Annotated in this window: 21 protein-coding genes and 3 tRNA genes; 9 read left to right on the forward strand and 15 right to left on the reverse strand. The window is 74.1% G+C overall.

Annotated features, from left to right (window positions below):
* Window positions 1–6: 6 nt before the first annotated feature.
* Window positions 7–645, reverse strand: coding sequence for a TetR/AcrR family transcriptional regulator (locus BM093_RS28320; RefSeq protein WP_218162970.1), 639 nt, complete (start codon window positions 643–645; stop codon window positions 7–9).
* Window positions 646–701: 56 nt separating this feature from the next.
* Here BM093_RS28320 and BM093_RS28325 point away from each other — a divergent pair, with 56 nt between their 5' ends.
* Window positions 702–1,904 (forward strand): oxygenase MpaB family protein, encoded by a 1,203-nt coding sequence (locus tag BM093_RS28325; RefSeq protein WP_093353089.1) that lies wholly within the window; start codon window positions 702–704, stop codon window positions 1,902–1,904.
* A gap of 82 nt (window positions 1,905–1,986) precedes the next feature.
* Here the strand turns inward: BM093_RS28325 and BM093_RS28330 are convergent, their stop codons facing one another.
* From BM093_RS28330 to BM093_RS28350, 5 genes are all read right to left on the reverse strand, one after another.
* On the reverse strand, window positions 1,987–3,189 hold the full coding sequence (locus BM093_RS28330) for an acyl-CoA dehydrogenase family protein (RefSeq protein ID WP_093353093.1): 1,203 nt from the start codon (window positions 3,187–3,189) through the stop codon (window positions 1,987–1,989).
* Window positions 3,190–3,301: 112 nt separating this feature from the next.
* Window positions 3,302–3,688 carry a VOC family protein gene (locus tag BM093_RS28335; RefSeq protein ID WP_093353096.1) on the reverse strand — a complete coding sequence of 129 codons (387 nt, stop codon included), beginning with the start codon at window positions 3,686–3,688 and terminating at the stop codon, window positions 3,302–3,304.
* Window positions 3,689–3,761: 73 nt separating this feature from the next.
* Window positions 3,762–7,589, reverse strand: coding sequence for an ATP-dependent RNA helicase HrpA (gene hrpA / locus BM093_RS28340; RefSeq protein ID WP_245773859.1), 3,828 nt, complete (start codon window positions 7,587–7,589; stop codon window positions 3,762–3,764).
* A 621-nt stretch (window positions 7,590–8,210) separates the two neighbouring features.
* Complete coding sequence (locus BM093_RS28345) at window positions 8,211–9,068, reverse strand: serine hydrolase domain-containing protein (RefSeq protein WP_245773860.1); 858 nt, start codon at window positions 9,066–9,068, stop codon at window positions 8,211–8,213.
* A gap of 25 nt (window positions 9,069–9,093) precedes the next feature.
* Window positions 9,094–9,765, reverse strand: a complete 672-nt coding sequence (locus tag BM093_RS28350; protein WP_093353102.1) for an SDR family oxidoreductase — start codon at window positions 9,763–9,765, stop codon at window positions 9,094–9,096.
* 85 nt (window positions 9,766–9,850) lie between these two features.
* Here BM093_RS28350 and BM093_RS28355 point away from each other — a divergent pair, with 85 nt between their 5' ends.
* Together BM093_RS28355 and BM093_RS35395 are read left to right on the forward strand one after the other, a co-directional pair.
* Window positions 9,851–10,744 (forward strand): DUF72 domain-containing protein, encoded by an 894-nt coding sequence (locus BM093_RS28355; protein ID WP_093353105.1) that lies wholly within the window; start codon window positions 9,851–9,853, stop codon window positions 10,742–10,744.
* A 957-nt stretch (window positions 10,745–11,701) separates the two neighbouring features.
* On the forward strand, window positions 11,702–12,094 hold the full coding sequence (locus tag BM093_RS35395; protein ID WP_143105551.1) for a hypothetical protein: 393 nt from the start codon (window positions 11,702–11,704) through the stop codon (window positions 12,092–12,094).
* Between the two features lie 98 nt (window positions 12,095–12,192).
* Here the strand turns inward: BM093_RS35395 and BM093_RS28365 are convergent, their stop codons facing one another.
* From BM093_RS28365 to BM093_RS28385, 5 genes are all read right to left on the reverse strand, one after another.
* On the reverse strand, window positions 12,193–13,404 hold the full coding sequence (locus tag BM093_RS28365; protein WP_177238754.1) for an MFS transporter: 1,212 nt from the start codon (window positions 13,402–13,404) through the stop codon (window positions 12,193–12,195).
* 48 nt (window positions 13,405–13,452) lie between these two features.
* Window positions 13,453–15,081 carry an acyl--CoA ligase family protein gene (locus BM093_RS28370; RefSeq protein WP_093353114.1) on the reverse strand — a complete coding sequence of 543 codons (1,629 nt, stop codon included), beginning with the start codon at window positions 15,079–15,081 and terminating at the stop codon, window positions 13,453–13,455.
* 150 nt (window positions 15,082–15,231) lie between these two features.
* The gene (locus tag BM093_RS28375) at window positions 15,232–15,423 is read right to left on the reverse strand and encodes a ferredoxin (RefSeq protein ID WP_093353117.1); all 192 of its coding nucleotides are present in this window, start codon (window positions 15,421–15,423) and stop codon (window positions 15,232–15,234) included.
* A gap of 95 nt (window positions 15,424–15,518) precedes the next feature.
* Window positions 15,519–15,803: a hypothetical protein gene (locus BM093_RS28380; RefSeq protein WP_093353121.1), complete on the reverse strand. Its 285-nt coding sequence runs from the start codon at window positions 15,801–15,803 to the stop codon at window positions 15,519–15,521.
* A gap of 171 nt (window positions 15,804–15,974) precedes the next feature.
* Complete coding sequence (locus BM093_RS28385; protein ID WP_093353124.1) at window positions 15,975–17,864, reverse strand: propionyl-CoA synthetase; 1,890 nt, start codon at window positions 17,862–17,864, stop codon at window positions 15,975–15,977.
* A 305-nt stretch (window positions 17,865–18,169) separates the two neighbouring features.
* Between BM093_RS28385 and BM093_RS28390 the strand changes: the two genes are divergently transcribed.
* The 5 genes from BM093_RS28390 (at window position 18,170) to BM093_RS28410 (ending at window position 20,209) form a co-directional block, all read left to right on the forward strand.
* The gene (locus tag BM093_RS28390) at window positions 18,170–19,399 is read left to right on the forward strand and encodes a GDSL-type esterase/lipase family protein (RefSeq protein ID WP_093353128.1); all 1,230 of its coding nucleotides are present in this window, start codon (window positions 18,170–18,172) and stop codon (window positions 19,397–19,399) included.
* Between the two features lie 149 nt (window positions 19,400–19,548).
* Window positions 19,549–19,767, forward strand: coding sequence for a hypothetical protein (locus BM093_RS28395; protein WP_093353133.1), 219 nt, complete (start codon window positions 19,549–19,551; stop codon window positions 19,765–19,767).
* Window positions 19,768–19,918: 151 nt separating this feature from the next.
* Window positions 19,919–19,991: transfer RNA gene (locus tag BM093_RS28400), tRNA-Glu, on the forward strand.
* Between the two features lie 39 nt (window positions 19,992–20,030).
* A tRNA-Asp gene (locus tag BM093_RS28405) sits at window positions 20,031–20,104 on the forward strand.
* 31 nt (window positions 20,105–20,135) lie between these two features.
* Window positions 20,136–20,209, forward strand: a tRNA-Phe gene (locus BM093_RS28410).
* A gap of 97 nt (window positions 20,210–20,306) precedes the next feature.
* On the opposite strand, the gene BM093_RS28415 is transcribed toward BM093_RS28410, so the two are convergent.
* The 4 genes from BM093_RS28415 to BM093_RS28430 form a co-directional block, all read right to left on the reverse strand.
* The gene (locus tag BM093_RS28415; RefSeq protein WP_093353136.1) at window positions 20,307–20,963 is read right to left on the reverse strand and encodes an LURP-one-related/scramblase family protein; all 657 of its coding nucleotides are present in this window, start codon (window positions 20,961–20,963) and stop codon (window positions 20,307–20,309) included.
* On the reverse strand, window positions 20,960–21,517 hold the full coding sequence (locus BM093_RS28420; protein WP_143105554.1) for a hypothetical protein: 558 nt from the start codon (window positions 21,515–21,517) through the stop codon (window positions 20,960–20,962). The genes BM093_RS28415 and BM093_RS28420 overlap by 4 nt, the downstream gene beginning before the upstream one ends.
* A 185-nt stretch (window positions 21,518–21,702) precedes the next feature.
* Window positions 21,703–22,635 carry a LysR family transcriptional regulator gene (locus tag BM093_RS28425; protein WP_093353143.1) on the reverse strand — a complete coding sequence of 311 codons (933 nt, stop codon included), beginning with the start codon at window positions 22,633–22,635 and terminating at the stop codon, window positions 21,703–21,705.
* 126 nt (window positions 22,636–22,761) lie between these two features.
* Window positions 22,762–24,003: a glycosyltransferase gene (locus BM093_RS28430; protein WP_093353169.1), complete on the reverse strand. Its 1,242-nt coding sequence runs from the start codon at window positions 24,001–24,003 to the stop codon at window positions 22,762–22,764.
* 169 nt (window positions 24,004–24,172) lie between these two features.
* Here BM093_RS28430 and BM093_RS28435 point away from each other — a divergent pair.
* On the forward strand, window positions 24,173–24,693 hold a 521-nt coding region (locus BM093_RS28435; protein ID WP_093353174.1), incomplete at its 3' end, for an HD domain-containing protein.

The raw sequence follows: 24,693 nt of genomic DNA on the forward strand, positions 1-24,693 counted from the left end.
AACCACTCAGGACGGGTCCGAGTCCGGTTCGGGCCGCAGGCCCGCGCCCGCCAGGTGGGTGGTGACCATGTGGGTGAGCTCCTCGACCACCTGCTCCCGGTCGAAGCCGGGCCGCTCGAGGACGTAGCTCGTCGTCACGTGCTCGGCGGTGCGCACCACCGTCCACGCGGTCACCCGCGCCCGCTCCGGCGGTACGCCCCGCCCGATCAGGGCGACCGCGGCGAGCTCGTCGATCCGCCGGGCGAACGCGACCCGGCGCCCGTTCGCGGTGCGCGGCAGCTGCTCGGCGACGGCCCGGTGCAGGTCGGGCTGCTCGCCGATCACGTCGAGCAGTGCCACCACGATGGCGTGCACGGCGTCCGCGATGTCCGCGGTGGGCAGCGCCTCCAGGAACGCGCGCGAGACGCGAGCCTCCAGGTCGTCGAGGTGGCGGCCGAGGATCTCCCCGATGACGGCGTCCTTGTCCGGGAAGTACTGGTAGAGCGACCCCGGGGAGATCCCCGCGGCCGCGGCGATCCGGTTGGTCGACGCGGCGTCGTAGCCCCGCGCGACCAGCACCTCCCGTCCGGCGGCGACGATCCGCTCGACCATCCGGCGGGAGCGGTCCTGCTGGGGTGCTCGCCGCCGCGCCGGCCGGCCGCTCACCCGGGCGTCCCGAACGCGCGTTGAACGCGAGCATTCACTCGTGTCAGCATCCGGGCATGGTGGCACAGACGCCCGTTGCCCGGCCGTACCCGCGGCGGTTCCGCAGCGCGCCGGAGCGCTCGGCCCGGATCGCCCGCCCGCTGGGCATCGTCGCCCGGGTCCGCGAGCCCGACGAGTCGCTGATCACCGAGATCGGCCGCCGGATGACGACCCGGGACGAGGTGGCCGCCCGGCTCGCCCGGGCGATGCGCCGCGACGCCCCGGAGCGGGTGACGATGCGGGCGTTCCACCAGGCGCTCGCCGCAGGCGGGGCGCCCGAGGGCGCCCCGGCGCCGCTGCGCGAGTTCTTCGCGGCCGTGACGCCGGAGCCCTCGTGGCTGGACCGCGACCTGCTGGAACGGGGCGCGCGGGCCTATCGGCGACTGGGGCGCAGCCGCGACGACGTCCTGCTGGGGCTGTCGCTGATCGGCGGCTACCGCTACGGCGGGCCGACCGAGCTGCTGGTGCGGACCGGCGGGCTCACCGGCGCGGGCGCCATGCGGCGCCTCGGGGAGACCCAGGCGTGGGGGTTCGCGGTGAGCCGGCCCGGCGGGATGGACCGCGGCGGCGAGGGCTGGCGGGCCACCCTGCACGTGCGGGCCATGCACGCGCTCGTGGCCGACCGGCACGAGCGCGACTGGGACACCGAGGAGCTCGGCCTCCCGATCAACCAGTCGGACCTCGCGGCGACCCTCGGCCTGTTCAACAGCACCGCCGTCCTCGGCTGCCGCCTGCTGGGCAGGCACGTCCCGCGGGCCGAGTCGGAGGCGATCATGCACCTCTGGCGCTACGTGGGCTGGCTGATGGGCGTCGACCGGGACTGGTTGTTCGAGACCGAGCGCGAGCAGAACGCGTTCAACCACCACGTCCTGCTCGCCCAGGGCGACGTGACCCCGAGCGGGGCCCGGCTGACCGGTGCGCTGGTCGAAGGGGTGCGGGCGGAGCGTCCCGGGTGGCGGGGGCAGTGGCAGCGCCGGCGCCTGCTCTCGCTGCTGCGGGTGTTCCTGCAGGCCGAGGGGATGCGGGACCTGGCCCTGCCGGTGACGGCGCCGTGGATCCTCCCGTCGCAGGTGGTGCGCAACCTCGCCGAGTCCGTCGTCGTCGCCCGGTCCCGGCGCGGACGGCGGTGGCTCGAGGAGCGCTCGGACCGCCGGGTCCGGGCCGAGCTGGCCCGCCGCTTCGGCGGGGACAGCCCGGGCCCGCGCGACCTGGCGGCCTGACCGGGGCCGGCTCCGGCCCGGCCGGGCCGGGTGAAGGCGATCAGGCGACGGCCATCAGGTGACGGCGATCAGGTGACGGCCATCAGGTGAAGGCGCTGATCCCGGTGATGTCCCGCCCGACGATCAGCGTCTGGACGGTCTCGGTCCCCTCGAAGGTGTGGATGGACTCGATGTCGGCCCAGTGCCGGGCGACGTGGTGCTCGAGCAGGATCCCGTTGCCGCCGAGCAGGTCCCGGGCCTGGGACAGGATGGAGCGGGCGGTGCTGGTGTTGTGCATCTTCGCCAGCCCCGCGACGGTCGGTGAGAGCGTGCCGCCCTCGGCCAGCCGGGCCATCTGGACGCAGTAGAGCTGCATGCCGGTGAGGTCGGCGAGCATCTTCACCAGCCGGTCCTGCACGATCTGGAAGCTCGCGAGGGGCCTGCCGAACTGCTCGCGTTCCTTCGCGTAGCGCAGCGCGGCGTCGTAGCCGGCGGTGGCGTGGCCCAGCGCCATCCAGGCGCAGGTGCTCCGGGTCGTGGCGAGCACGGCGGCACAGTCGGCGAACGACCGGGCGTGCGCGAGCCGGTTCTCGTCCGGCACCCGGACGCCGTCGAGGGTGATGTCGGCCTGCCACAACGCGCGCAACGAGACCTTGCCCGGGATCACCGTCGCCGTGTACCCGTCGGCCGGGGTCTCGACGACGAAACCGAGCACGTCGCCGGAACCGGTGTCGCGAGCCCAGACGATCACCAGGTCGGCGACGGTGCCGTTGCCGATCCAGCGCTTGGTCCCGTGCAGGACCCAGCCGTCGCCGTCGCGGGTGGCGGTCGTCTCCAGCGCGACCGAGTCCGACCCGTGGTGCGGCTCGGTCAGCGCGAACGCCCCCGTCCGCTCCAGCGTGGACATCGACGGCAACCAGCGCTGCTTCTGCTCGTCGGAGCCGCACATGTCGATCGACTTCATCGCCAGCCCGGCGTGCACGCCGAGGAACGTGCCCAGCGACCCGTCGCCGCGGTGCAGTTCCATGTGGACGAGTCCGAGCGCGAGCGGGCTCATCCCCGCGGCACCGTGGCCGGCGATGTCCTCCCCGACGATCCCCAGCTCGGGCAGCCTGCGGAACAGGTGCCACGGCAGCTCGGCGCGCTCCCAGTAGTCGTTGATGCCGGGGAGGACCTCGGTGTCGACGAACTTCCGCGTGCCGGCGAACAGGCGCCACTGCTCCTCGGTGAACTGCTCACGTACGGAGAAGAAATCAGTACCGAGTGCCTCGCCGAGCGCGGTGTACGGAGTGGTCGGTGCAGTCATCGGCGCGGCCCCTCACCGTCGGCGTCGAGCCGATACTCACACGGGTCGTCCGGCCCCGCCGGGTGACCGGAGCCGGGCCCGGCCCGGCCACCCGGCGGTCGGCGTCCGCCGGTCAGGCCGTGACCAGGCAGAACGGGTGCCCGACCGGATCGAGGAACACCCGGAAGCTCTCCGGGGCCGGCTGGACCTCGTGCTTGCGCGCGCCGATCGCCAGGACGGCGGCCTCGCCGGTGTCGAGGTCCGGCACCTCGAAGTCGAAGTGCGCCCGTTGCGGGTGCTCCTGGCCGGGCCACTCCGGGGGCCGGTAGGGGCCCTCGCTGATCGCCTGGAACGCCAGGGTGGCGCCGGCGCCGCCGGGGTCGAGCTCGATCCAGTCGTTCTCGGTCCGTTCCTTGACCGGCCAGCCGGTGAGGCGCGAGTAGAAGCGCGCGAGCTCCAGCGGGTCCGGGCAGTCGAGCGCGGTGAGGGCGAGCCGGGCGATGGGTGTGTCGGTGGTCATGGGGCGAGTGTGCCGGTGACCCCCGACAGCGACCGCCGGATTTTCGGCCGGCCCGATGTCGCCGGCCGTTCGCTCAGCCGGGCGGCGGGAGCTCGTCGATCGCGCGTTCCACGCGGGGCACGGAGACCGGGTGGCGCGTCTTCATCGGGTGCGCGTAGAGCGACACCCGCAGCTCCTCGATCATCCAGCCGATCTCGCGCAGCGCCGGTGACGGCTCGGTGCCCTCCGGCAGGGCGGCGAGCAGACCCCGGTACTCCGCCTCGACCGGCGCCATCTCGGCGGTCCAGCGGGCGTCGCGGCCGGGATCGGCGTGCAGCTTGTCCAGCCGCACGCCGAGCCCCTGCAGGTAGCGCTTCACGTCGCCCAGCCGGGTCGCGCCGGCCGCCGTCACGAAGCCCGGCGCGACCAGCCGGTCCATGATCGCCCGGACGTCGGCGACGCCGTCGCGGGTGGTGGGCCCGCGCAGGTCGGCCAGCGTCGTGCCGACCGCGTGCCACGCCTCCAGCACGCCCCGCACGGCGTCGAGGACCTGCAGCGTCGTCGCGGGCAGCCGCATCGTCAGCAGCTCGGCGAGCCGCCGGTACCGGCCTTCGTCGTAGGGGGCACCGCCGCCCCGGTGGATCAGGTGGTCGGCCGCCGCCGAGGTGCAGTCCTCGAGCAGGGCCTCCAGCGATCCGTGCGGGTTGCGGGACAGGGCCAGGCGGGCCCGGTTGTCGAGGCCGCGCTGCACCTGCTTGCCCGGATTCGGCGTGTTCAGCAACAGCAGCCGGCGCGCGCCGCGATGGTGCGCGGGGTCCCGTTCGGCGGCCGTGGCGAACACCCGGACGTCCACGGCGTCGCTCTGCGCACCGCGGGTGCGCAGCCCCGGGTAGCCGGTGACCACGTGCGCGCCGCGCCGGATCGGCAGCTCACGGGGCAGCTCGCCGATCGTCCACGACGTCAGCCCGGTCGCCTCCACCTCGGTGCCCGCGGCGGCCAGCTCCTCGCGCACCCGGGGCGCCAGCTCGCGGCGCAGCCGGTCGAGGTCGGTGTCGCGGGCGAGCTCGGTGCCGGACTCGTCGAGGACCCGGAACGTGACCGTGAGGTGCTCGGGCAGCCGGTCGAGCTCCCAGTCCTCGCGCCGGATCGTGAGGTTGCGCATCCGGCCGAGCTCGGCCTCGAGGACGTCGAGCAGCGGCCGGGAGGTGCCGTCCCCGTCGGCCCCGAGCCGGGCCAGCACCGCGCGGGCGTGGTCGGGGGCGGGGGAGAAGTTGCGCCGCAGGGTCCGCGGCAGTGTCTTGATCAGTGCCGTGACCAGCTCCTCGCGCAGCCCCGGGACCTGCCAGGTGAACGGCGTCGGATCGACCTGGTGCAGCGCGGCGACCGGCACGTCGACGGTCACGCCGTCGGTGTGGTGGCCCGGTTCGAACGCGTAGGACAGCGGCAGGGTCAGCCCGCCGGCGTCCACGTGGTCGGGGTAGGCGGCCCGGTCCACCTGCTTCGCGGCCTCGGTGGCGAGCAGCTCCTCGGTGTAGGTGAGCAGGTCGGGATCGCGCTTCGCGGCCTGCTTCCACCAGCGGTCGAAGTGCTTGCCGGAGACGACGTCGGAGGGCACGCGCTCGTCGTAGAAGGCGAACAGCGTGTCCTCGTCGACCACCAGGTCGCGACGGCGGGCGCGGTGCTCGAGCTCCTCGGCGTCGTCGAGCAGTTCGCGGTTGGCCAGGAAGAACGTGTGCCGGGTGTCCCAGTCGCCCTCGACGAGCGCGTGCCGCAGGAACAGGTCCCGGCTCACCTCGGGATCGATCCTCCCGTAGGCGACGGTCCGGTCGGCGACCAGTGGCAGCCCGTGCAGGGTGACCCGCTCGGTGGCGACGGCGCTCTCGCGCTTGCGCGACCAGCGCGGTTCCGAGTACGTCTTCTTGACCAGGTGCCCGGCCAGCGGCTCGATCCACTCCGGCTGCACCGGGGCGACGGTGCGGGCCCACAGCCGGGTCGTCTCGACCAGCTCGGCGGCCATCACCCAGCGCGGCGGCTTCCGCGCGATGCCGGAACCGGGCCACAGGGCGAACTTCGCGCCGCGGGCACCGAGGTACTCCTTCGGTCCCTTGCGGTCCTTCTTCGGGTCGCCGCGGCCCTTCTTCTCGGCGAGCGGGTCCTGCATGCCGACCTGGGACAGCAGTCCGGCCAGCACCGACTGGTGGATCCGGTCGGCGTGCGCGGCCCACCCGGGATCGCGGTCGTTGAGCGCCATCCCGGCGCTGCGGGCGGCCTGCCGGAGCTGGCCGTGCAGGTCCCACCACTCGCGCACCCGCAGGTAGTGCACGAAGTCGTCGCGCAGCTCGCGGCGGAACTTGTTGCCCGACAGCGCCGCGCGCCGCTCGTCCAGATGGTCCCACAGCCGCAGGTGGGCGAGGAAGTCCGAACCGTCCTGCGCGAACCGGCGGTGCTTCTCGTCGGCGGCCTGGCGCTGCTCGGCCGGACGCTCGCGCGGGTCCTGCACGGACAGCGCCGCGGCGATGACCAGCACCTCGCGCAGGCAGCCGTTGCGGTCCGCCTCGACGAGCATCCGGCCCAGCCGCGGGTCCACCGGCAGCCGGGACAGGGCCCGCCCCACGGCGGTCAGCGAGCGCCGGTCCGGGCGGAGCGCACCGAGCTCGTGCAACAGGTCGAGGCCGTCGGTGACGGCTCGCCGGTCGGGCGGCTCGACGAACGGGAACTCGGAGATCTCGCCCAGGTCCAGCGCGATCATCTGCAGCACGACCGAGGCCAGGTTGGTGCGCAGGATCTCCGGGTCGGTGAACTCGGGCCGGGCGTCGAAGTCGTCCTCGGAGTACAGCCGGATCGCGATGCCGTCGGACGTACGCCCGCACCGCCCGGCGCGCTGGTTCGCCGACGCCTGGGAGATCTTCTCGATCGGCAGCCGCTGCACCTTGAGCCGGCGCGAGTACCGGGAGATGCGCGCGGTGCCGGTGTCGACGACGTAGCGGATCCCGGGCACCGTCAGCGACGTCTCGGCGACGTTGGTCGCCAGCACCACCCGGTTGCCGGTGTGCGCCTGCCAGACACGGTGCTGCTCGGCCGTCGAGAGCCGGGCGTAGAGCGGCAGGATCTCGGTGCCCGGCAGGTTCCGCTGCTCCAGGGCCTCGGCGGCCTCGCGGATCTCCCGTTCGCCGGGGAGGAAGACGAGCACGTCGCCCGGACCCTCGCGCTGCAGCTCGACGACGGCGTCGCCGATCGCGTCGTCCAGCTGCCGGTCCGGGTCGGCGTCCGGGTCGTCCGGGTCGACGACGGGCCGGTACCGCATCTCGACCGGGTAGGTGCGCCCGGAGACCTCGACGATCGGAGCCGGATCCTGCTCGCCACCGAAGTGCCGCGCGAACCGCTCCGGGTCGATCGTCGCCGAGGTGATGATCACCTTGAGGTCGGGGCGGCGGGGCAGCAACCGGGTCAGGTACCCGAGGATGAAGTCGATGTTGAGGCTGCGTTCGTGCGCCTCGTCGATGATCAGCGTGTCGTACCGGCGCAGGTCCTTGTCGCCGGCCAGCTCGGCCAGCAGGATGCCGTCGGTCATCAGCTTGACCTGCGTGGAGTCGCCGACCTGGTCGGTGAACCGCACCTTCCAGCCGACCGTCCCGCCGAGCTCGACCCCCAGCTCCTCGGCGATCCGGGCGGCCACCGTGCGCGCGGCGAGCCGCCGGGGCTGGGTGTGCCCGATCATCCCGTGCACGCCGCGGCCGAGCTCCAGGCAGATCTTCGGCAGCTGGGTGGTCTTCCCGGACCCGGTCTCCCCGGCCACGATCACGACCTGGTTGTCCCGGATGGCCTCGGCGATCTCCTCCCGGCGCGCCGAGACCGGCAGCGCCGCGGGGTAGGAGATGGGCTGTGAGTGGTTGTCGCGGTCAGGGCCGCGAAAACCACTCACGGGGGGCTGGTCGGGGCCGGGCGCCGTGACGGCAGCGCTCCGGCCCCGCGGCCCGCGGCTGCGCGGTCGGCGCTGCTGCTCGCGGGCCGGACGGCCGCGCGCGGCGCCCTCCGTCCCGGGGGCGGCCTGCGCAGCGGCCTGGTCCGTGCTGGTCGACTGGTCGACGTCGGGGTGCTGGGAAACGTCGGTGTGACGAGAATTCGGCCGACGGCGACGCGGGCGCCGGGGCCGGCCGGTGGCGCCGGGCCCGGGGTCGGGTCGGTCGCTCGCGGACGGGGCGGGATCGGTGGACATCGTTCGTTCAGTCTGCCTGGTCGTCCGGGGTGTCGCGGACGCCGACCATGGTGATCGGCGTCGCAGGCTGCGGCAATCGGATTAAGCCGGCTCGGGGCCGGGCCTACGAAGGGTCCGAACCGGGCGCCGGTCGCCTCGCGGCGAGTGGCACACCGCGGCTCCAGCCGGACGGTATTCCGCGGCGGCGGTTATCTGTTGCGGCCCGGGGACTCGTGTCGCCCGGCTCGGACACCCCGTCCAACAGGAGGTGCGGCGCCGTCATTCCCGCCCGGGCGAAGATTTTTTCCGGCGGGCCCGGTGTGCCCGGGGCAGTGCCGTGTGGCCGGGTCAGGGCACCGTTCCCAGTGCCGCCAGGACGCCGTCGGTCCACGGGGTCCAGGCGTCGATCGCCCACTGCCCGAAGTCCCGGTCGGTGAGGACGACGGCGGCGGCGCGTGCGTCCGGGTCCACCCACAGGAACGTCCCCGACTGGCCGAAGTGGCCGAACGTACGCGGGGAGGAGTCCAGGCCCGTCCAGTGCGGGGACTTGCCGTTGCGGATCTCCATGCCGAGACCCCAGTCGTTGGGCCGCTGCCGCCCGTAGCCGGGCAGCAGTCCGTCGAGGCCGGGGTGGACGACGGTCGTGGCCTCGGCCACGGTGCGCGGGTCGAGCAGCTGCGGCGCCTGCAGCTCGGCGGCGAACCGGGCGAGGTCGTCGGCGGTGGACACGGCCCCGGCGCCGGCCGGGCCCTCGAGGCGGGTGTGTGCCAGGCCGAGCGGCTCGCAGACCGCCTGGTGCAGGTAGTCGGCGAAACCGATCCCGGTCGCGTCGGCGACGGTGTCGGCGAGCACCGCGAAGCCGGTGTTGGAGTAGATCCGCCGCGCGCCCGGGGCGGCCTGGACCCGGTCGGAGTCGAAGGCCAGGCCGGAGGTGTGCGCGATCAGGTGCCGGACGGTCGAGCCGTCCGGGCCGGCCGCGTCGTCCCAGTCGAGGGCGCCCTCCTCGACCGCGACCAGCACGGCGTAGGCCGAGAGCAGCTTGGTGACCGAGGCGAGCGGGAACTCGCGTGCGGTGTCACCGGCGTCGGCGAGGACGGTCCCGTCCGCGGCGACGACGGCGGCGGCGACGTGGTCGACCGGCCAGTCCAGGACCCGGCGCACCGCCGGGGCGAGCTCGGTCACGACGTGCGGGACGGTCGGATGCACATGCCACCCATCCTGGCAGCCGGGCTCACCCGTCGCCGTAGACCGGGACCAGCGCGCCGGAGACCGGGGCGGCGTCCGGGCCGGCCAGGAACGCGATCACCTTCGCGATGGCCGCGGGTGCGACCGAGCGGGCCACCGCGGCGTCGTTCATCCACTCGCGGTTGGCGGGGGTGTCCATCACCGACGGCAGGACGGCGTTCACCCGGATCCCCTGTGGCCGGAGCTCGTCGGCGAGCAGCTCGGTGAGCCGGTGTACGGCGGCCTTGCTGGTGCCGTGCGCGAGCTGGGCCGGGCCGCTGATCCCGGTCCGCGCCCCGACGGTGACGATCGCGCCGCCGCCGGAGCCGGCGATCCGGGGCGCCGCGGCCTGCGCCGCCCAGACGACCGAGCCGAAGTTGGTGTCGAACAGCCCGTGCAGGGTGTCCTCGTCGGTGTCGGCGAGCCCGCCGCCGGCGTAGCCGCCCGCGACCGCGATCAGCGCCCCGATCGGCAGGCCCAGCTCGTCGACGCGGGCGAACGCCTCGCCGACCGCGCCCCGGTCGGTGAGGTCGACCGCGATCCGGTCGGCGCCCAGCGCGTCCAGGGCGTCGCCGGGCCGGTCCAGCGCGACGACCCGGTGCCCCCGCCCGGTGAACTCCTCGACGACGGCGCGGCCCAGCGCGCCCGCGGCCCCGGTGACGACAACGGCATCGGTCATGGCGGCATCGTCGCACCGTCCCCGGGCCGGCGGCGACCGTCGGCATCACGTGCCGGCCCGGGGCCGACCGGGAAGGATGGGTGCGATGACGGATCTCCCCGGTGGTGACGGCGGGGCGAGGCGCCGCGGCCGCGTCCTGGTCGGGACGTCCGGATGGCGCTACCCGCCGTGGCGCGGCACGTTCTACCCGCCCGGGCTGGTGCAGCGCCGCGAGCTGGAGTACCTGTCCCGGCGGGTCACCTCGATCGAGATCAACGGATCGTTCTACTCGCTGCAGCGGCCGCAGAGCTGGCTCGACTGGGCCGGGCAGGCCCCCGACGGCTTCGTCTTCGCGGTGAAGGGCCCGCGGTTCGTGACGCACATGAAGCAGCTGCGCGATGTCGCCACCCCGGTCGCGAACTTCCTCGCCTCCGGCGTGCTCGGTCTCGGTCCGGCACTCGGGCCGGTGCTGTGGCAGCTGCCCCCGCGGATGCGGTTCGACCCCGAGCGGACGGCCGCGTTCCTGGCACTGCTGCCCCGCAGCACCTCCGACGCCGCGCGCCTGGCTGCCCGGCACGACGAGCGCCTCGACGGCCGGGCGCTGACCGCGACCGACGCCGACCGCCCGCTGCGGCACGCGGTCGAGCCGCGGCACGAGTCGTTCCGCGACCCGGCGTTCACCGCGCTGCTGCGCGAGCACGGGGCCGCGCTGGTGCTGTCCGACTCGGCCGGGACCTGGCCGGTGTTCGACGAGGCCACCGCCGACCTCGTCTACGTCCGGCTGCACGGGCAGGGCGAGCTCTACGCCGGTGGGTACACCGCGGACGCGCTCGACGCCTGGGCGGACCGGATCCGCGGCTGGACCGGCGAGGGTCGCGACGTCGTCTGCTACTTCGACAACGACATGAAGGTGCACGCGCCGGCCGACGCCATGGCGCTGCTGGAGCGCCTCGGGAGCCCGGCGCTGCCCGGGTCGGGTGACGCCGGTCCTCAGTCTTGATGAGACGGCGACGACCGGTGAGACGGCGGTGGGGTCCGGACCGACACCGGTCACGTGAGCACCTCGCGGGACACCTCCGGCGTGGCGGGACCGCCCGCCGCGCCCCTGCCGACCGGCCGGCACGCACTGTCGTCCGAGGACGCCGGGTCGCCGCACGGCGGGGTCCCGCGGCCCCGGGCCGCCGTGCCGTCCCCCGTGCCGTCCCCCGTGCCGAGGCCGCGGGCCACCGGTGCCCGGTCGTGCGACGCGCCGCGGGTCCCGCCGGCCACCGGCAGCGGCCCGCACTACGACGGCTACCCGCACGTCCCGTTCGGTGCCCCGCCGTTCGGTACCCGGCGCCGGGCCGGCCGTGAGGGCCCGACGGCGCAGGACGGTGTCGACGGCGGCCCCGGAGCGGGCGCACAGCCGTCCGCGGACGGCGCTCTCCGGGGCTCGGGCAGCGCCCGCGCCGCCGGGCCGGTCCGGCCCGCGGTGGGCTCGCTCCGTGCAGCCGTTCGGCCCGGTGCGGCCGGCCGCGCCCCGACGACGGGCCCCGGCAGCGGGTCCAGCCGACCCGGCGAGACCGGCTGGACCCGGACGGCGGGCCGGAGCGGCGTGAGCGGCCGGACCGGCTCGACCGGCTGGACTGGTGCAGCCGGTGAGACCGGCGCAACCGGCCGGCGCGGTGAGACGGGCCGAAGCAGCGTGGGCGGTCGGCCCGGCTCGACCGGCTGGACTGGCGCAGCCGGCAGGACCGGCTCGACCGGCCGGAGCAGCGCGGGTGGCTGGACCGGCGGGACCGGCGGGACCGGCCCGACCCGCGCAGCCGGCCAGCCCGATCCGACCTGTGGACCGGCTGGGCGGATGGGCGGCGGCCGGCTCGGCACGACGGACCGGGCCGGACGGGGCGGTGCGGGCGGCCGGGCCGGGAGTGCTGCGTGGCCGACGGCCGCCACGCGGGGCGGGACACCCCGAGGTGTGACCGGGGCGGCCGGTGCCGTGCTCGAGGCGGCCGCGCTGGTGCTCGGCGTCCTCGGCTTGCTGTGCGCCGTGCTCCCGTTCGCCGATCCGGGCCTGCTCGCGGCGGCGCCGTCCGCCGGCCCGGTCCCGGCCGCCGAGGTGGCCGGACTCGTCGGCGTGCTCGCGTGGCCCCTGGCCGCGGTGGGCCTGGCCGCCGGGACGTTCGGGATCGCGCGGGCGGGCTCGGAGCGTCGTGGTGTCGCGGTCGCCGGGACGGTGCTCTCCGCGCTCGGCCTGGTCCTCGCCCTCGCGCAGCTGCCCGCCGTCACGGCGATCTGGCCGGTGGCCTCCGCCGCCGTGGCCGCGGCGACCCCGGGCCCGGTGACCCGCCGTGCGCGTCACCCGAGGTAGCGCCGCGCCGTGACCGGTGTCGGGTCGCGTTCCTCGCCCTGCGCGGCGACGAGATCGTCGCGATCGGCGTCGGCGGACCGCCCGGCCGCGCCGCCGGATCAGCGACGGGCGTGCGCGAGCAGCATCCGCCGTCCGACCAGCATCAGCGCGGCCGACACGAGCATCACGACCGCGTTGACCGACCACGCGACCGGGAACCCGGCGTGCGTGGCCAGCCAGCCGAACACGATCGGGCCGGCGAACCCACCGGCGTACACCCCGACCTGCACGATCGACGTCGCCGCGGCCGGGGCGGACGGGTTGAGCCGCACCACCGCGAACTGCAGCAGGCCCGGCCACGCCCAGCCGAGCCCGAAGGCCAGGACCGTGCCGATCACCAGCGCCGGTGTACCCGGCACGGCGAGCAGGCCGAACCCGGCCGCACCGGCGGCGAGGCTCCCGGCGACGACCGCGACGTGCCCGCCCCCGCGGCCCGAGCTCGCCCGGGCCTCCTCACGACGGTCGGCGAGCCAGCCGTGCAGCAGCCGCACGCTCAGCCCGATCACGCTGCCCATGGTCAGGACCAGGCCGGCGAGCCCCGGCGCGACGCCGCGTTCCACGGCCGAGGAGACCAGGAAGACCCCCAGCGCCGTGGCCGTCCCGGCCGCCAGCCCGGAGGCCGCGCCGATCACGCCGAGCGCGGCCGTGGCACGGTCGGCCTTGCGGGGCCGGGCGGGTGGGCCCGCGTTCTCCCGCGGGCACAGGAACAGCGCGGACAGCGCGAGCACGGCGCCGATCACGTACGCCCAGCGCCACCCGACGGTCAGTGCGATCGCCGGCACCGCCACCCCGGCCAGCAGCGTCGCGGTGGGGATCGCCGCCTGCTTCACCCCGAACGACAGGCCCATCCGCCGCGCCGGGACCGAGCGGGCCAGCGTCAGGTTCGACGACAGCTGGCCCATCACGTTGCACCACGCGCTGCACAGCAGCAGCGCGACCAGCGATGCGTAGGAGGTCGCGAACAGGGCCAGCGCGGTCATCAGCGCCGCGGCGCCCAGCGCGGCGATCCGGCTGGTCCAGCGGGAGCCGACCCGCTCGACGATCATCCCGACGGGCAGCGAGCACAGTGCGCTGACGCCGAAGTAGAGCGCCACCACCAGCCCGAGCCCCGCCGGGTCGAAGCCGAGGTCCGCCGAGAGCTGCACGGCCAGCGCGCCGGTGAGGAACACCGGCAGCACCGACACCGTCGTCACCGCGACCGCGCCGGCGGCCACGCGGAACGCCGAGGGCGCTGCCGCCTCGGAGGCGCGGGAGTCGGTAGCGCTGCTCATGTTGAGCAACGCTAACCGAACCGCGGGGCCGGGACGAGGGGACGTGAGCTACCCCTGGATGCGCGACCCGCCCCGGCCCGCCCACTCCTTCTCGCGCAGCTCGAACTTCTGCACCTTGCCGGTGGAGGTCTTCGGCAGCTCGTCGACCACGTCGACATACTTCGGGGCCTTGTAGCGGGCGATCCGCGTCTTCACGTGGTCGATCAGCTCCTGCGACTCGGCGTGCCGGCCCGCCTTGAGCACCGCGAACGCCTTGCAGACCTCGCCCCACTTCTCGTCCGGGACGCCGACGACCGCTGCCTCCAGCACCGCGTCGTGCGACACCAGCGCCTGCTCGACCTCGACGGTGGAGATGTTCTCGCCGCCGGAGATCACGACGTCCTTGGCGCGGTCGCGCAGCTCGACGTAGCCGTCCGGGTGCACGACGCCGAGGTCACCGGAGTGGAACCAGCCGCCGGCGAACGCCTCGGCGGTCTTGTCCGGGTCGAGGTAGTACCCCTTCATGACGTTGTTGCCGCGCATGACGATCTCGCCCATCGTCGTGCCGTCGCGCGGGACGTCGGACATCTGCTCGTCGACCACGCGGACCCGGTCCGCACAGACCATCCCGACACCCTGACGGGCCTGCAGCCGCGCACGTTCCTCGCCGCCGAGACCGTCCCAGGCACGCTGGTACTGGTTGACCGAGTACGGCCCGTAGGTCTCGGTGAGCCCGTAGACGTGCACGATCCGGAAGCCCATCCGCTCCATCTGCAGGATGGTCGTCGGCGACGGCGGAGCCCCGGCCGTCGTGATCACCAGCGGGTAGTCGAGGGTGACGGCCTCGGCCGCGTTCATGATCGTCGTGACGACGGTCGGGGCGCCGTTGAGATGGGTCACCCCGTGCTCGCGGATCAGCCCCCAGATGACGTCGCCGCGCACCTCGCGCAGGCAGACGTGGGTGCCGCCGATCGCGGTCACCGCCCACGGCGTGCACCAGCCGTTGCAGTGGAACATGGGCAGCGTCCACAGGTAGACGCTGTCGGCGGTGTGCGTGGAGTGCACGATCTCGCCGAACGAGTTCAGGTACGCGCCGCGGTGGTGGTACTCGACGCCCTTCGGGTTCCCGGTCGTCCCGGACGTGTAGTTGATCGTGATCGTGCCGCGCTCGTCGTCGACGGCCCAGGGCAGCGGGTCGTCCGCGCCGCGGGCGAGCAGGTCGGCGTACGACAGCCCGGAACCGGTCCCGTCGCCCGGCGCGGCCGGGTCGGTGACGGTGACGATCTCCCGCACCGTCTTCAGCTCGCCGGCCACCGGGCGGACGGTCTCGTACAGCACGTTGTCGGCGACGAGCACCGTCGCACCGGAGTGGTCGAGGATGTAGCGGACCTCCTCGGTGGACAGCCGCGTGTTGATCGCGACCAGCACCGCGCCGGCCAGCGGCACCGCGAAGTGGGCGACGAGCATCTCCGGGACGTTCGGCAGCAGGTAGGCGACCCGGTCACCGGGCCGCACCCCGGAGGCGCGCAGTGCGTGCGCCACCCGGGTCGCCTCCGCCGCGAACTCGGCGTAGGTGTGCCGCCGGTCCCCGTAGACGATCGCCGTCTTGTCGCCGAACACGTCCGCCGACCGGCCGAGGAAGGCCAGCGGGGTGAGCGGTGTGGTCCAGACGTCGGCGGTGGACTCGGCGGTCGTCACGGGCGGCTCCTTCGCGGTCGATGTTCGGTGGCGCTGCTCTCGCGGACCGATACTCGCCACCGGCCGCCGGACCGGCAACCTTCCGAAGGAGGGGTGCCGGGTCCGTTGCGCCGACCGGCCGCCGAACGGCGGACGAACGTCGGACCGGCTCTACTCCTCGATCGAGATCGCGGCCTTCGGGCAGCCCCGCACCGCCTCCTCGACCTTCGGCCGCAGGGCCTCCGGCGGGTTCTCGTCGAGGATGTAGAGGTAGTCGTCGTCACGCACCTCGAAGACTTCCGGGGCGACGCCCATGCACACCGCGTTGCTCTCGCAACGGTCGAAATCCACGATGACCTTCATGTGCCCATGGTGCCCCCGACGGACCCGCCGCGCACGACTGAGGATGCCCTGACCTGCGGTTGTGCTGCCCTTCGTCGCGATCGGCGGCAGCCGGGTCACTCCGGGGCGGCGGTCCCGGCGGGCTCGGGGAGCGGGGCGGGCACGAGGGCGCGGCGGGCCTGCTCCACCGGCGTCGGCGGTGGGGTCGTGTGCGGGAGCCCGAACACCGCCGACGCGCTCACCGCGGGGCCACGGGTGGTCGCGGGGGCGGCCTCGCCGACCTCCGGGGAGGCGTCCGCCGGACGCTCCGTCGGCGACTCCAGCACGGCCGCCACGCCCAGCAGCGCGCCGAGGGCGAGGGGGCAGGCCAGGGCCGCCAGCCGCATGCGGGTTCCGTCCATGACGAACCTCCACGTCGGTCGACGACCGCGCGGGGGATCGGGGGGCGGGGTGCGGCCGTCGTCGTGTGATCGGCCGACGACGGCGCGCTGTTACCGCTGTGGCCCGGCAGGGTCAAGGAGATTTCCCGCGGACCACCCGAAGGGAGCGGCATGCTGCCCGGGCAGCGCCGGCTACTCCCGACGCAGCACCGGACGGAGGGTGTCGAGTACCGCCGGGTCGTCGATGGTCGAGGGGACCGGCTCGTCGGCACCGTCGGCGATCCCGCGCATCGTCTTGCGGAGGATCTTGCCGGAGCGGGTCTTGGGCAGGGCCGGCACGATCGCGACGTCCTTCAGGGAGGCGACCGCGCCGATCTGCTCGCGGACCATCTTCACGAGCTCGGCGCGGAGGTTGTCCTCGTAGCCCTCGGCGTCGCCGTCCACCCCCGCCTTGAGCACCACGAACCCGCGCGGGATCTGGCCCTTCATGGTGTCGGCCACGCCGATCACCGCGCACTCGGCGATGTCGGGGTGCGAGGCGAGGACCTCCTCCATCCCGCCGGTGGACAGGCGGTGCCCGGCCACGTTGATCACGTCGTCGGTGCGGCCCATCACGAACACGTAGCCGTCGGCGTCGAGGTGACCGCCGTCGCCGGTGAGGTAGTAGCCGTCGAACGCGCGCATGTAGGAGCTCAGGTAGCGCTCGTCGTCGTTCCACAGGGTGGGGAACGCGCCGGGCGGCAGCGGCAGCTTGGCCACGATCGCACCGTCGACACCGGCCTCGGCGGGCTTGCCGGTCTCGTCGAGGACCTGGATGTCCCAGCCGGGCATCGGCCGGGTCGGCGACCCCGGCTTGATCTCCAGGAGTTCGACGCCCGCCGGGTTGGCCGCGACCGGCCAGCCCGTCTCGGTCTGCCACCAGTGGTCGATCACCGGGATCTGCAGCAGGTCCGCGGCCCAGCGGTAGGTCTCCGGGTCGAGCCGCTCGCCGGCGAGGAAGAGGTAGCGCAGCGAGGACACGTCGTACTGGGCGAGGTACTTGCCCTCCGGGTCCTCCTTCTTGATCGCCCGGAACGCGGTCGGCGCGGTGAACACCGACTTCACGCGGTTCTCCTGCACGACGCGCCAGAACTGCCCGGCGTCGGGTGTGCCGACCGGCTTGCCCTCGTAGAGCACGGTGGTCGCCCCCGCCAGCAGCGGCGCGTACACGATGTAGGAGTGGCCGACGACCCAGCCGACGTCGGACGCGGTGAACAGCGTCTCGCCGGCGCCGACGTCGTAGATGTTGGGCATCGACCAGGCCAGCGCGGTCGCGTAGCCGCCGCTGTCGCGCACGACACCCTTGGGCTTGCCGGTGGTGCCGGAGGTGTAGAGCACGTAGAGCGGGTCGGTGCTCCGGACCGGGACCGGGTCGGCCGGCGTCGCCCGCGACACCGCCTCGGCCCAGTCCACGTCGATCGGGCCCAGCTCGGCGCGGGCCTGCTCGCGCTGCAGGATCACGGTCGAGGACGGCTTGTTGGTGGAGAGCTCGATCGCCTTGTCGAGCAACGGCTTGTACTCGATGACGCGGGAACCCTCGATGCCGCAGGACGCGGAGACGACGACCTTCGGGTCGACGTCGTCGATCCGCACCGCGAGTTCCTTGGCGGCGAACCCGCCGAAGACCACCGAGTGGACGGCCCCGAGCCGCGCGCAGGCGAGCATCGCGATCGCGGCCTCCGGGACCATGGGCATGTAGATCACGACCCGGTCGCCGTGCCCGACGCCCTGCTCGCGCAGCACCCCGGCGAACGTCGCCACCTCGTCGCGCAGCTGTGCGTAGGTGTAGGAGCGCCTGGTGCCGGTGACCGGTGAGTCGTGGACCAGTGCGGTGCGGTCCCCGTGCCCGGCGTCGACGTGCCGGTCCAGCGCGTTATGGGCGACGTTCAGCTCCCCGTCGGGGAACCAGCGGTAGAAGGGCGGGTTCGAGTCGTCGAGCGCCGTCGTCGGTGCGACGTGCCAGTCCAGCGCGGCCGCCGCGCGGAGCCAGAAGCCCTCGCGGTCCTCGACGCTGGATCGGAAGATCTCCTCGTAGCCCGCCACCGTGGCCCCTCCCTCGGATCCGGGCGGCCCGCGTCGGCCGCCTCGTTCTTGGGGCACGAGAGTAGGAGGTGCCCCCGACAGTTCGCAGCTTCGCGCATCCGCGGCGGGCCGGCCCCCACCCATCGGGCGGGTCCGCTCGTCGTCCCCGTCCGGCCGGTCGTCGCAGAGTGACCGTCGTTGTACGTAACGTGATCGGGTGACGGATCGACACAGCGCGTGCGGGACCCGTCCGACCCCGGCGGCCGGGACCGGACGGACGGGAGGCGGTGCACGTGCGGTCGGGAGCCCGATGGCGCGGACCGGCCGTGGTCGCGGTGCTGGCCGTGCTGGTGGCGGGCCTCGCGTTCGCCGGGTGCGGACGGGCCCTCCCCGCGGCCGCCGCCCGGGCCGGGTGCGCCCCGGCGTGGTCCGCCGGCTGGCACGCCGCCCAGCAGGCGGTCCCGGGTGACCAGCTCGCGGGCCGCACGCTGCGGATGGTGGTCCGGCCGCAGGCGTCCGGCGACGCGGTGCGGCTGCGCCTGTCCAACCGGCACGGCGACGGGCCGCTGGGCATCGGGGCGGTCTCGTTCGGTGGTGCGGGCGGCCCGGCCGAGGTCGTCGACCCGGTGCCGGTGCTCGTCGGCGGGCGCCCGGACGTGCGGCTCGCCCCGGGGGACGACGTCGTGACCGACCCGCTGCCGGTCCGGGTGGACCGGGGCGTGCCGGTCCTGGTCAGCGTGTTCCTCACCGAGGTGCCCACGACGATCAGCTCACACCCGGTCGCGATGCGGACGGCGTGGCTGTCGGCGCCAAGCGATCGCACGGCATCGCCGGGCGCGGGCGGTTTCGGGACGACGCTGCAGTCCTGGCCGGTGCTCGCCGGGCTCGAGGTGCACGCTCCGGCTCCGGGTGCGGGGCTGCTGCTGATCGGTGACTCGCTGGTCGACGGCGTCGGGAGCACCCCGGACGGCGACGACCGGCTCTCCGACCAGCTCGCGGCCCGGCTCGCCACGGGCCCCGGCGGCCCGCGGACGACCGTGCTGAACGCCGGGTTGTCCCGCAACCAGCTGCTGCAGGACGACCCGCCCGCCGGCGGGGACTCCCCGCTGACCCGGTTCGACGCCGACGTCGCCGCGGTGGCGGGGGTGCGTGACGTGCTGTTGCTGATCGGCACGAACGATCTCGCCGCCGGGGCGCGTGGCGAGGAGTTGGTCGCCGGCCTGCGGACGTTCGCCGAACGGGCCCGGGCGGCCGGGCTGCGGGTGTTCCTGGCGACCATCCCGCCGGCGACCAGTGGTGGTCGGGACGCCCCCGACGTGGTCGCGGCACGCGACCACGTCAACGCGTGGATCCGTACCGGGGCCGGCCGGTTCGCCGACGGGACGGTCGACGCGGCCGCCGTGCTCGCCGAGCCGGGGGACCCGCTGCGACTGCGGCCGGAGTACGACTCCGGCGACGGCCTGCACCCGTCGGCGGCGGGGTACCGGGCGCTCGCCGCGGCGGTGCCGGTCCCGGCGTTGTCCGGGAGCCCCTGTCCGGGGGCCCCGACCGGCTGACGCCCACCGGGCCGCGGTGACGGCGCGACGCCAGGGGCGTCGGTCCCGTCACCCGGGAAGAGGGGTGCAGTGCTATCGCACGATGGGTAACGTCTTGGTCACGGCCACAGTACGTGGCGGTACCGGCGGAAGGCCTACGGGGAGGCCCCATGAGTATCGGCGCCAGGCGCAGTACCGACGACGACACCGGCTCCATCCCGGCGCCGAGGAGCGCGGCCGACGCGTTCAAGGTCTCCGACGACCAGGTGCAGAAGGCGCGCCTGGTCGTGGCGAAGAACTCGTCGGACTCCGACGACCTGCGCGAGCTGCTCGACATGCTCGGGTTGATCTCCTCGAACCCGGACCAGCCACCGCCCGTCGCGCGCTGAGCCGGGCGCCCGGCTCAGCGCACACCCTCTGACCGGCCACGAAGCCGCAACGAGGGGGGTGCCTGCACGGGCCTCCGCAGCGGTGTCGTATGGTTTCACCGCTCCCAACGGACAGCCGTTGAGGGAAGGAAGAGCCCCCGGGTTCCTCCCAGCCCCCATCGTCTAGCGGCCTAGGACTCCGCCCTTTCAAGGCGGCAGCGCGGGTTCGAATCCCGTTGGGGGTACGGCAGACGCCATCGGTTACGATGGATCTGCACACGCAAGGCCCAGTGGCGCAGTTGGTTAGCGCGTCGCCCTGTCACGGCGAAGGTCGCGGGTTCGAGTCCCGTCTGGGTCGCTCCACTCTCCGGAGTTCTTCCGGAGGCCGGGGCCAGGTAGCTCAGTTGGTACGAGCGTCCGCCTGAAAAGCGGAAGGTCGGCGGTTCGACCCCGCCCCTGGCCACCCTCTCCTACCAGCGGATTCTCCGCGGTTCTCTTTCGCTGATCTCTCCCGACGCGGGTGCGCACGCGGCTCGTGTCGCCGGTTCGGGGCATGCCGTCTAACGGGCGTCCTGCTTCAGCGCGGTGTCCACGGTGAGGGCCGAGGCGACGATCATGCTCGCCAGGGGCTCGCCCTGCCGCCGGTGGATCTCGACGACGTAACTGTCCGCGGTGCTGAACACCGCCTTCGTCAGGCCCTCCCAGGTCTGCACGATCCGGGCGACCTCGACGTCGTCCTGGTCGGTGATCGTGAACTCCCGGGCCCACCAGGTGGTCGCGACGATCCGGCCGATCCGCCGCCCGTCGGCCAGGAGGGAGAACCGGATCCGTCCCAGGGCGTTGTCCTGGCGGATCTCGCCGACACCGGTGCCGTCGGGCCGCTGGACGACGGCCCGGGAGCGGACGATCTTGGCCGGTCGGATGATCTGCAGGACCGGAGTGCCGTCCGGATCGCGTACCTCGAGGTGGACGGTCTTGAAGTGGTCGCTCTTCCCGACGACGCGGATGACCTTCGCGAGGCGGTTCTGCCCGATCTGGACGGCGGTTCCGAGGCTGCCGCCGTGCCGGTCGTAGACGTCGTACTCGTTCGTCACCTCGACGATCTTGTCGCGCTGACGCACCACGAGGACCGGCTCGGTGAACAGGGTGCCGCCCCGGTTCGGCGTCCCGGCCTTCTCGACCGGTCGGTCGGGGACGGACGACGGGTGGCTGCTCATCCGGTCCCGGCCTCCCCGGCGGCCCGCGGACCGGTTCCGGTCGGGACCGCCGATCGTGCCCGGTGGGCGGTGAAGAAGTCCCGGACCGAGCGGGGGACCCACAGCAGAGCGAGCATGACGACGTGGATGGCGTCGCTCGGGACGACCGCCCAGAGGAACTGCGTTCCGGACGCGGCCGAGTACAGGCTGCCGGCGGTCGCGATGACCAGATATGCCGTCAGCGCCACGCGGGCCCAGTGCCGTCCTTGCAGCGTCTTGACCACGAACCAGACCGAGAGCACCACGTCGATGGCGTGCCACACCACGGCGTCGAGGATCACGAGGTCGATCGCGAGCTCCAGGTGCGACGGGTCCAGGGCCGGCTCGTTCTGCATGATCGCGTCGGCGGTGAACCCGCGGTCGAACGCCAGCACGGCAGGAAGCGCTATCAGCAGGGCGACCCCGACGGCGACGCACGGCACCAGCCAGCGGAGCGCCGCCGGCGCAGGAGGCGCGGGCCTGGTCGGGGCCGGTGGCAACGGCTCGGAGCTGCGGCGGCTTGTCCGTGGTCTCATCTCACCCGTCTCGTCGAGCCGGCCCGGTGGCAGTGGTCGGACGGCTCCGGCTCGCCGGGGCGCGGTGGCGTGCTGCGCTCCGTGGGGCGGGGCGGGCTCCGATCCCGCAGGTGACCCTGCCGGTCTGCCTCACGGAGAACAACGACGTCGTACGCAACGCTCGTTGAGCGAGGCTGAACGACGGGTCACCAGGTGTCGGGCGCGACGATCGTCTCGGCGAAGGTGCGGGTCGTGGCGTCCTCGGTCGACGTGCGCCACAGGGGGAGGAGCACGAACGGCTCGGCGTCGAGCACCGGGATCGCCCGCACCGTCGGGGGCAGCGGCAGCGCCTCCAACATGGACGAGTAGGTCAGGTAGCCGTACTCGTCGCGTTCCAGGAGCGTCGCGAGCTCCTGGTGGTGACCGTGCCACGGCTGGTCCACCGTGGCGATCGCACGCCCGTTGGGGGCGGTGCGGGGGATCCAGCTGTCCCGGAAGACCGCAGGCTGCTCGCCGCTCATCCTGATCACGGGGTGCTCGGTCAGGTCGTCGAGGCCGATCGAGGCGCGCGAGGCCAGGGGATGCCCGCACCCGACCAGCAGCACGCGGCCGCGCTGCGCGATCGGCGGGCCGTTCCGGAGCCCGTCCGCCGGGCGGTCCGCCGGGAACGCACCCGGCCACCAGGTCAGCCAGACGTCGACGTCCCCGCGGTACAGCGGATCGAGGTAGCGAACGGTGTCGAACCGCAGGCAGACGACCGTGCAGTGCGGGGCCCGTCGCTCGAACGCCTTGATGAGCGCTGCGACCTCGGGGACGTTCTCGGCGGTGATCAGGTGCCCGACCCTCAGTAGCTGTGCCACACCACGTGCTCGTTCGCGCGCCGCGCCGAGCGTGCGATCCAGGGTCTCGAATGCGGGGCCGAGCTCGGCCAGCAGCGATCGCCCGAGCGGCGTCAGGTCGACCCGCCGGCTCGTGCGATGGAACAGCCGGCCCCCGATGCGACGCTCGAACGCCTGCACGGTCTGGCTGACGCGTGCCGTCGACATCATCAGTCGTTCGGCGGTGCGGCCGAAGTGCAACTCCTCGGCCAACGTCAGGAACGTCTCGACGTCGCGCATCTCGACCCCGCCGGCGACCACCCGCTCACCCCCGCATCGAGGCGACGATCATGGCCCCGCCCCCGTCGTGCCTGCGGACAGGCTACGGACGTCAGCGGATCGGCATAAGGCGTCGTTCGGCCCGGCCCGGTCCACCGCGGTGGACGATCACGACCGGGCTGCGAGCCGCTCCACCAGCTCGACCACCGCACCCGCGCCGTCATCGGCGGTCACCACACGCTGCAGGACCTGCGCCGCCGCACGGTGGCGGGGCTCGCGCACGGCGGCACGGACGGCCTCGGCCAGCCGGCCCGCGTCCAGCCTCCGGAACGGGATCACCTCGGGCGCGCAGCCCAGCTCGACCAGCCGGCGTGACCACAGCGGCTGGTCGGCGAACACGGGAGCCGGCACCGAGGGGACCCCTGCGCGCAGGGTGGCTCCCGTGGTGCCTGCGCCCGCGTGGTGGACCACGGCGGCGACCTGCGGGAACAGCCATTCGTGCGGGACGTCGTCGACCGCGAGCACGTCCGGGCCGAACCCGTCGGGGGTGTTGACACCCAACCCGGCCCGCCCGGCCTGCAGGACCCCGCGCATCCCGGCCCGGCGCAGTGCCGCGACGACGAGTGGCGCGAGCCGCGCGCCGTGACCGCCCGCCATGCTGCCGAACCCGACGAACACCGGCGGCGGTCCACCGGCGAGGAACGAGGTCAGCTCGGCCGGCGGTTCCCAGGTCGTCGCGGGCGGCCACCAGTACCCGACGACGTCGAGTCCGGGACGCCAGTCCGCCGGCCGTGGCAGCACGGCCGGGCTGTACCCGTGCAGGATCGGCCACCGCTCGGCGGCCTGCCGCGCCTGCGTCCGCCGCACCGAGCGACGGGGCAGGCCGAGGTCGCGGCGCAGCTCCGCGGTGGCCCGGTGGAACGGGATCATGCTCCGGACGCCCAGCGACCCGAGCAGCCGGTTGCCCGGCCGCCCCCAGGAACGGGCCGAGTGCAGCACGATCGGTGGGAAATCCCCGGTGGGCGTCATCGGCTGGCAGTACACCCCCGCGCCGGGTATGCCCCGCGCCTCGGCGACGTCGTAGCCGAACGGTGCCGACCCGTTGGTCAGCAGCAGGTCCGCGTGCGCTGCGGCGTCGTAGGTCGCACGGGCCGCCTCCCGGAGCAGCGTGGTCAGTCGCGGGACCCGGCCCGCCTGGTAGGCCGGGGTCGAGCGTTCCGGCAGGTCGAGCAGCACACCGAGATCGCCGGGCAGTGGGTGGCACTCCAGCCCCGCGGCCCGCACCATCGCTGCGTAGGACGGGTGCGCGGCGATCGTGACGGTGTGTCCGGCCCCGCGCAGCCGTTCGCCGATCCCGACGCAGGGCGCCACGTCGCCCCGCGATCCGACCGCAGCGATGAGCACGCGCATGACCACACTCCGTCGACTCGGTGGGCGGGAGCGGATACCAACAGTCACCGGCCGTGGTCCGCAACCGGTTTCGCCCCGCCCGGGACCCGGGCGGCTCAGCGCCGGGATGCGGGCCGCGCGGTGCCGGGCGACCCTGGGGTCGTACCGAGACGAGCAGGCGAGGGAGAGCATGAGCGAGACGATTGCGGGCGTGCCGATCCCGGACGGCGCGGTGGCGCGGGAGGCGACGGAACTGGTCCGCGACACGGCGTCACCGCTGCTGTTCGACCACTCGCGGCGGGTCTACGTGTTCGGGGCGCTGCGCGGGCGCGAGCAGGGCCTGGAGTTCGACCCCGAGCTGCTCTACATCGGCGCGATGTTCCACGACCTCGGGCTGACCGAGCGGTTCCGGCGCACCGACCAGCGCTTCGAGATCGACGGCGCCGACGAGGCCCGCCGCTTCCTGCACGCCCACGGCATCACCGGCGACAGCGCGGACCGGGTGTGGACCGCGATCGCGCTGCACACCACCCCGGAGATCCCGCTGCACATGGCACCCGAGATCGCCCTGCTCACCCGGGGCGTGGAGCTCGACGTGCTCGGCATCGGCTACCACGCGCTCTCCGAGCAGCAGCGCGCTGCGGTGGTCGAGGCCCATCCCCGCCCGGACTTCAAGAACCGCATCCTGGCAGCGTTCACCGAGGGCATCCG

Origin of the sequence: Pseudonocardia ammonioxydans, assembly GCF_900115005.1 — a bacterium.
GTDB classification, from domain to species: Bacteria; Actinomycetota; Actinomycetes; order Mycobacteriales; family Pseudonocardiaceae; genus Pseudonocardia; species Pseudonocardia ammonioxydans.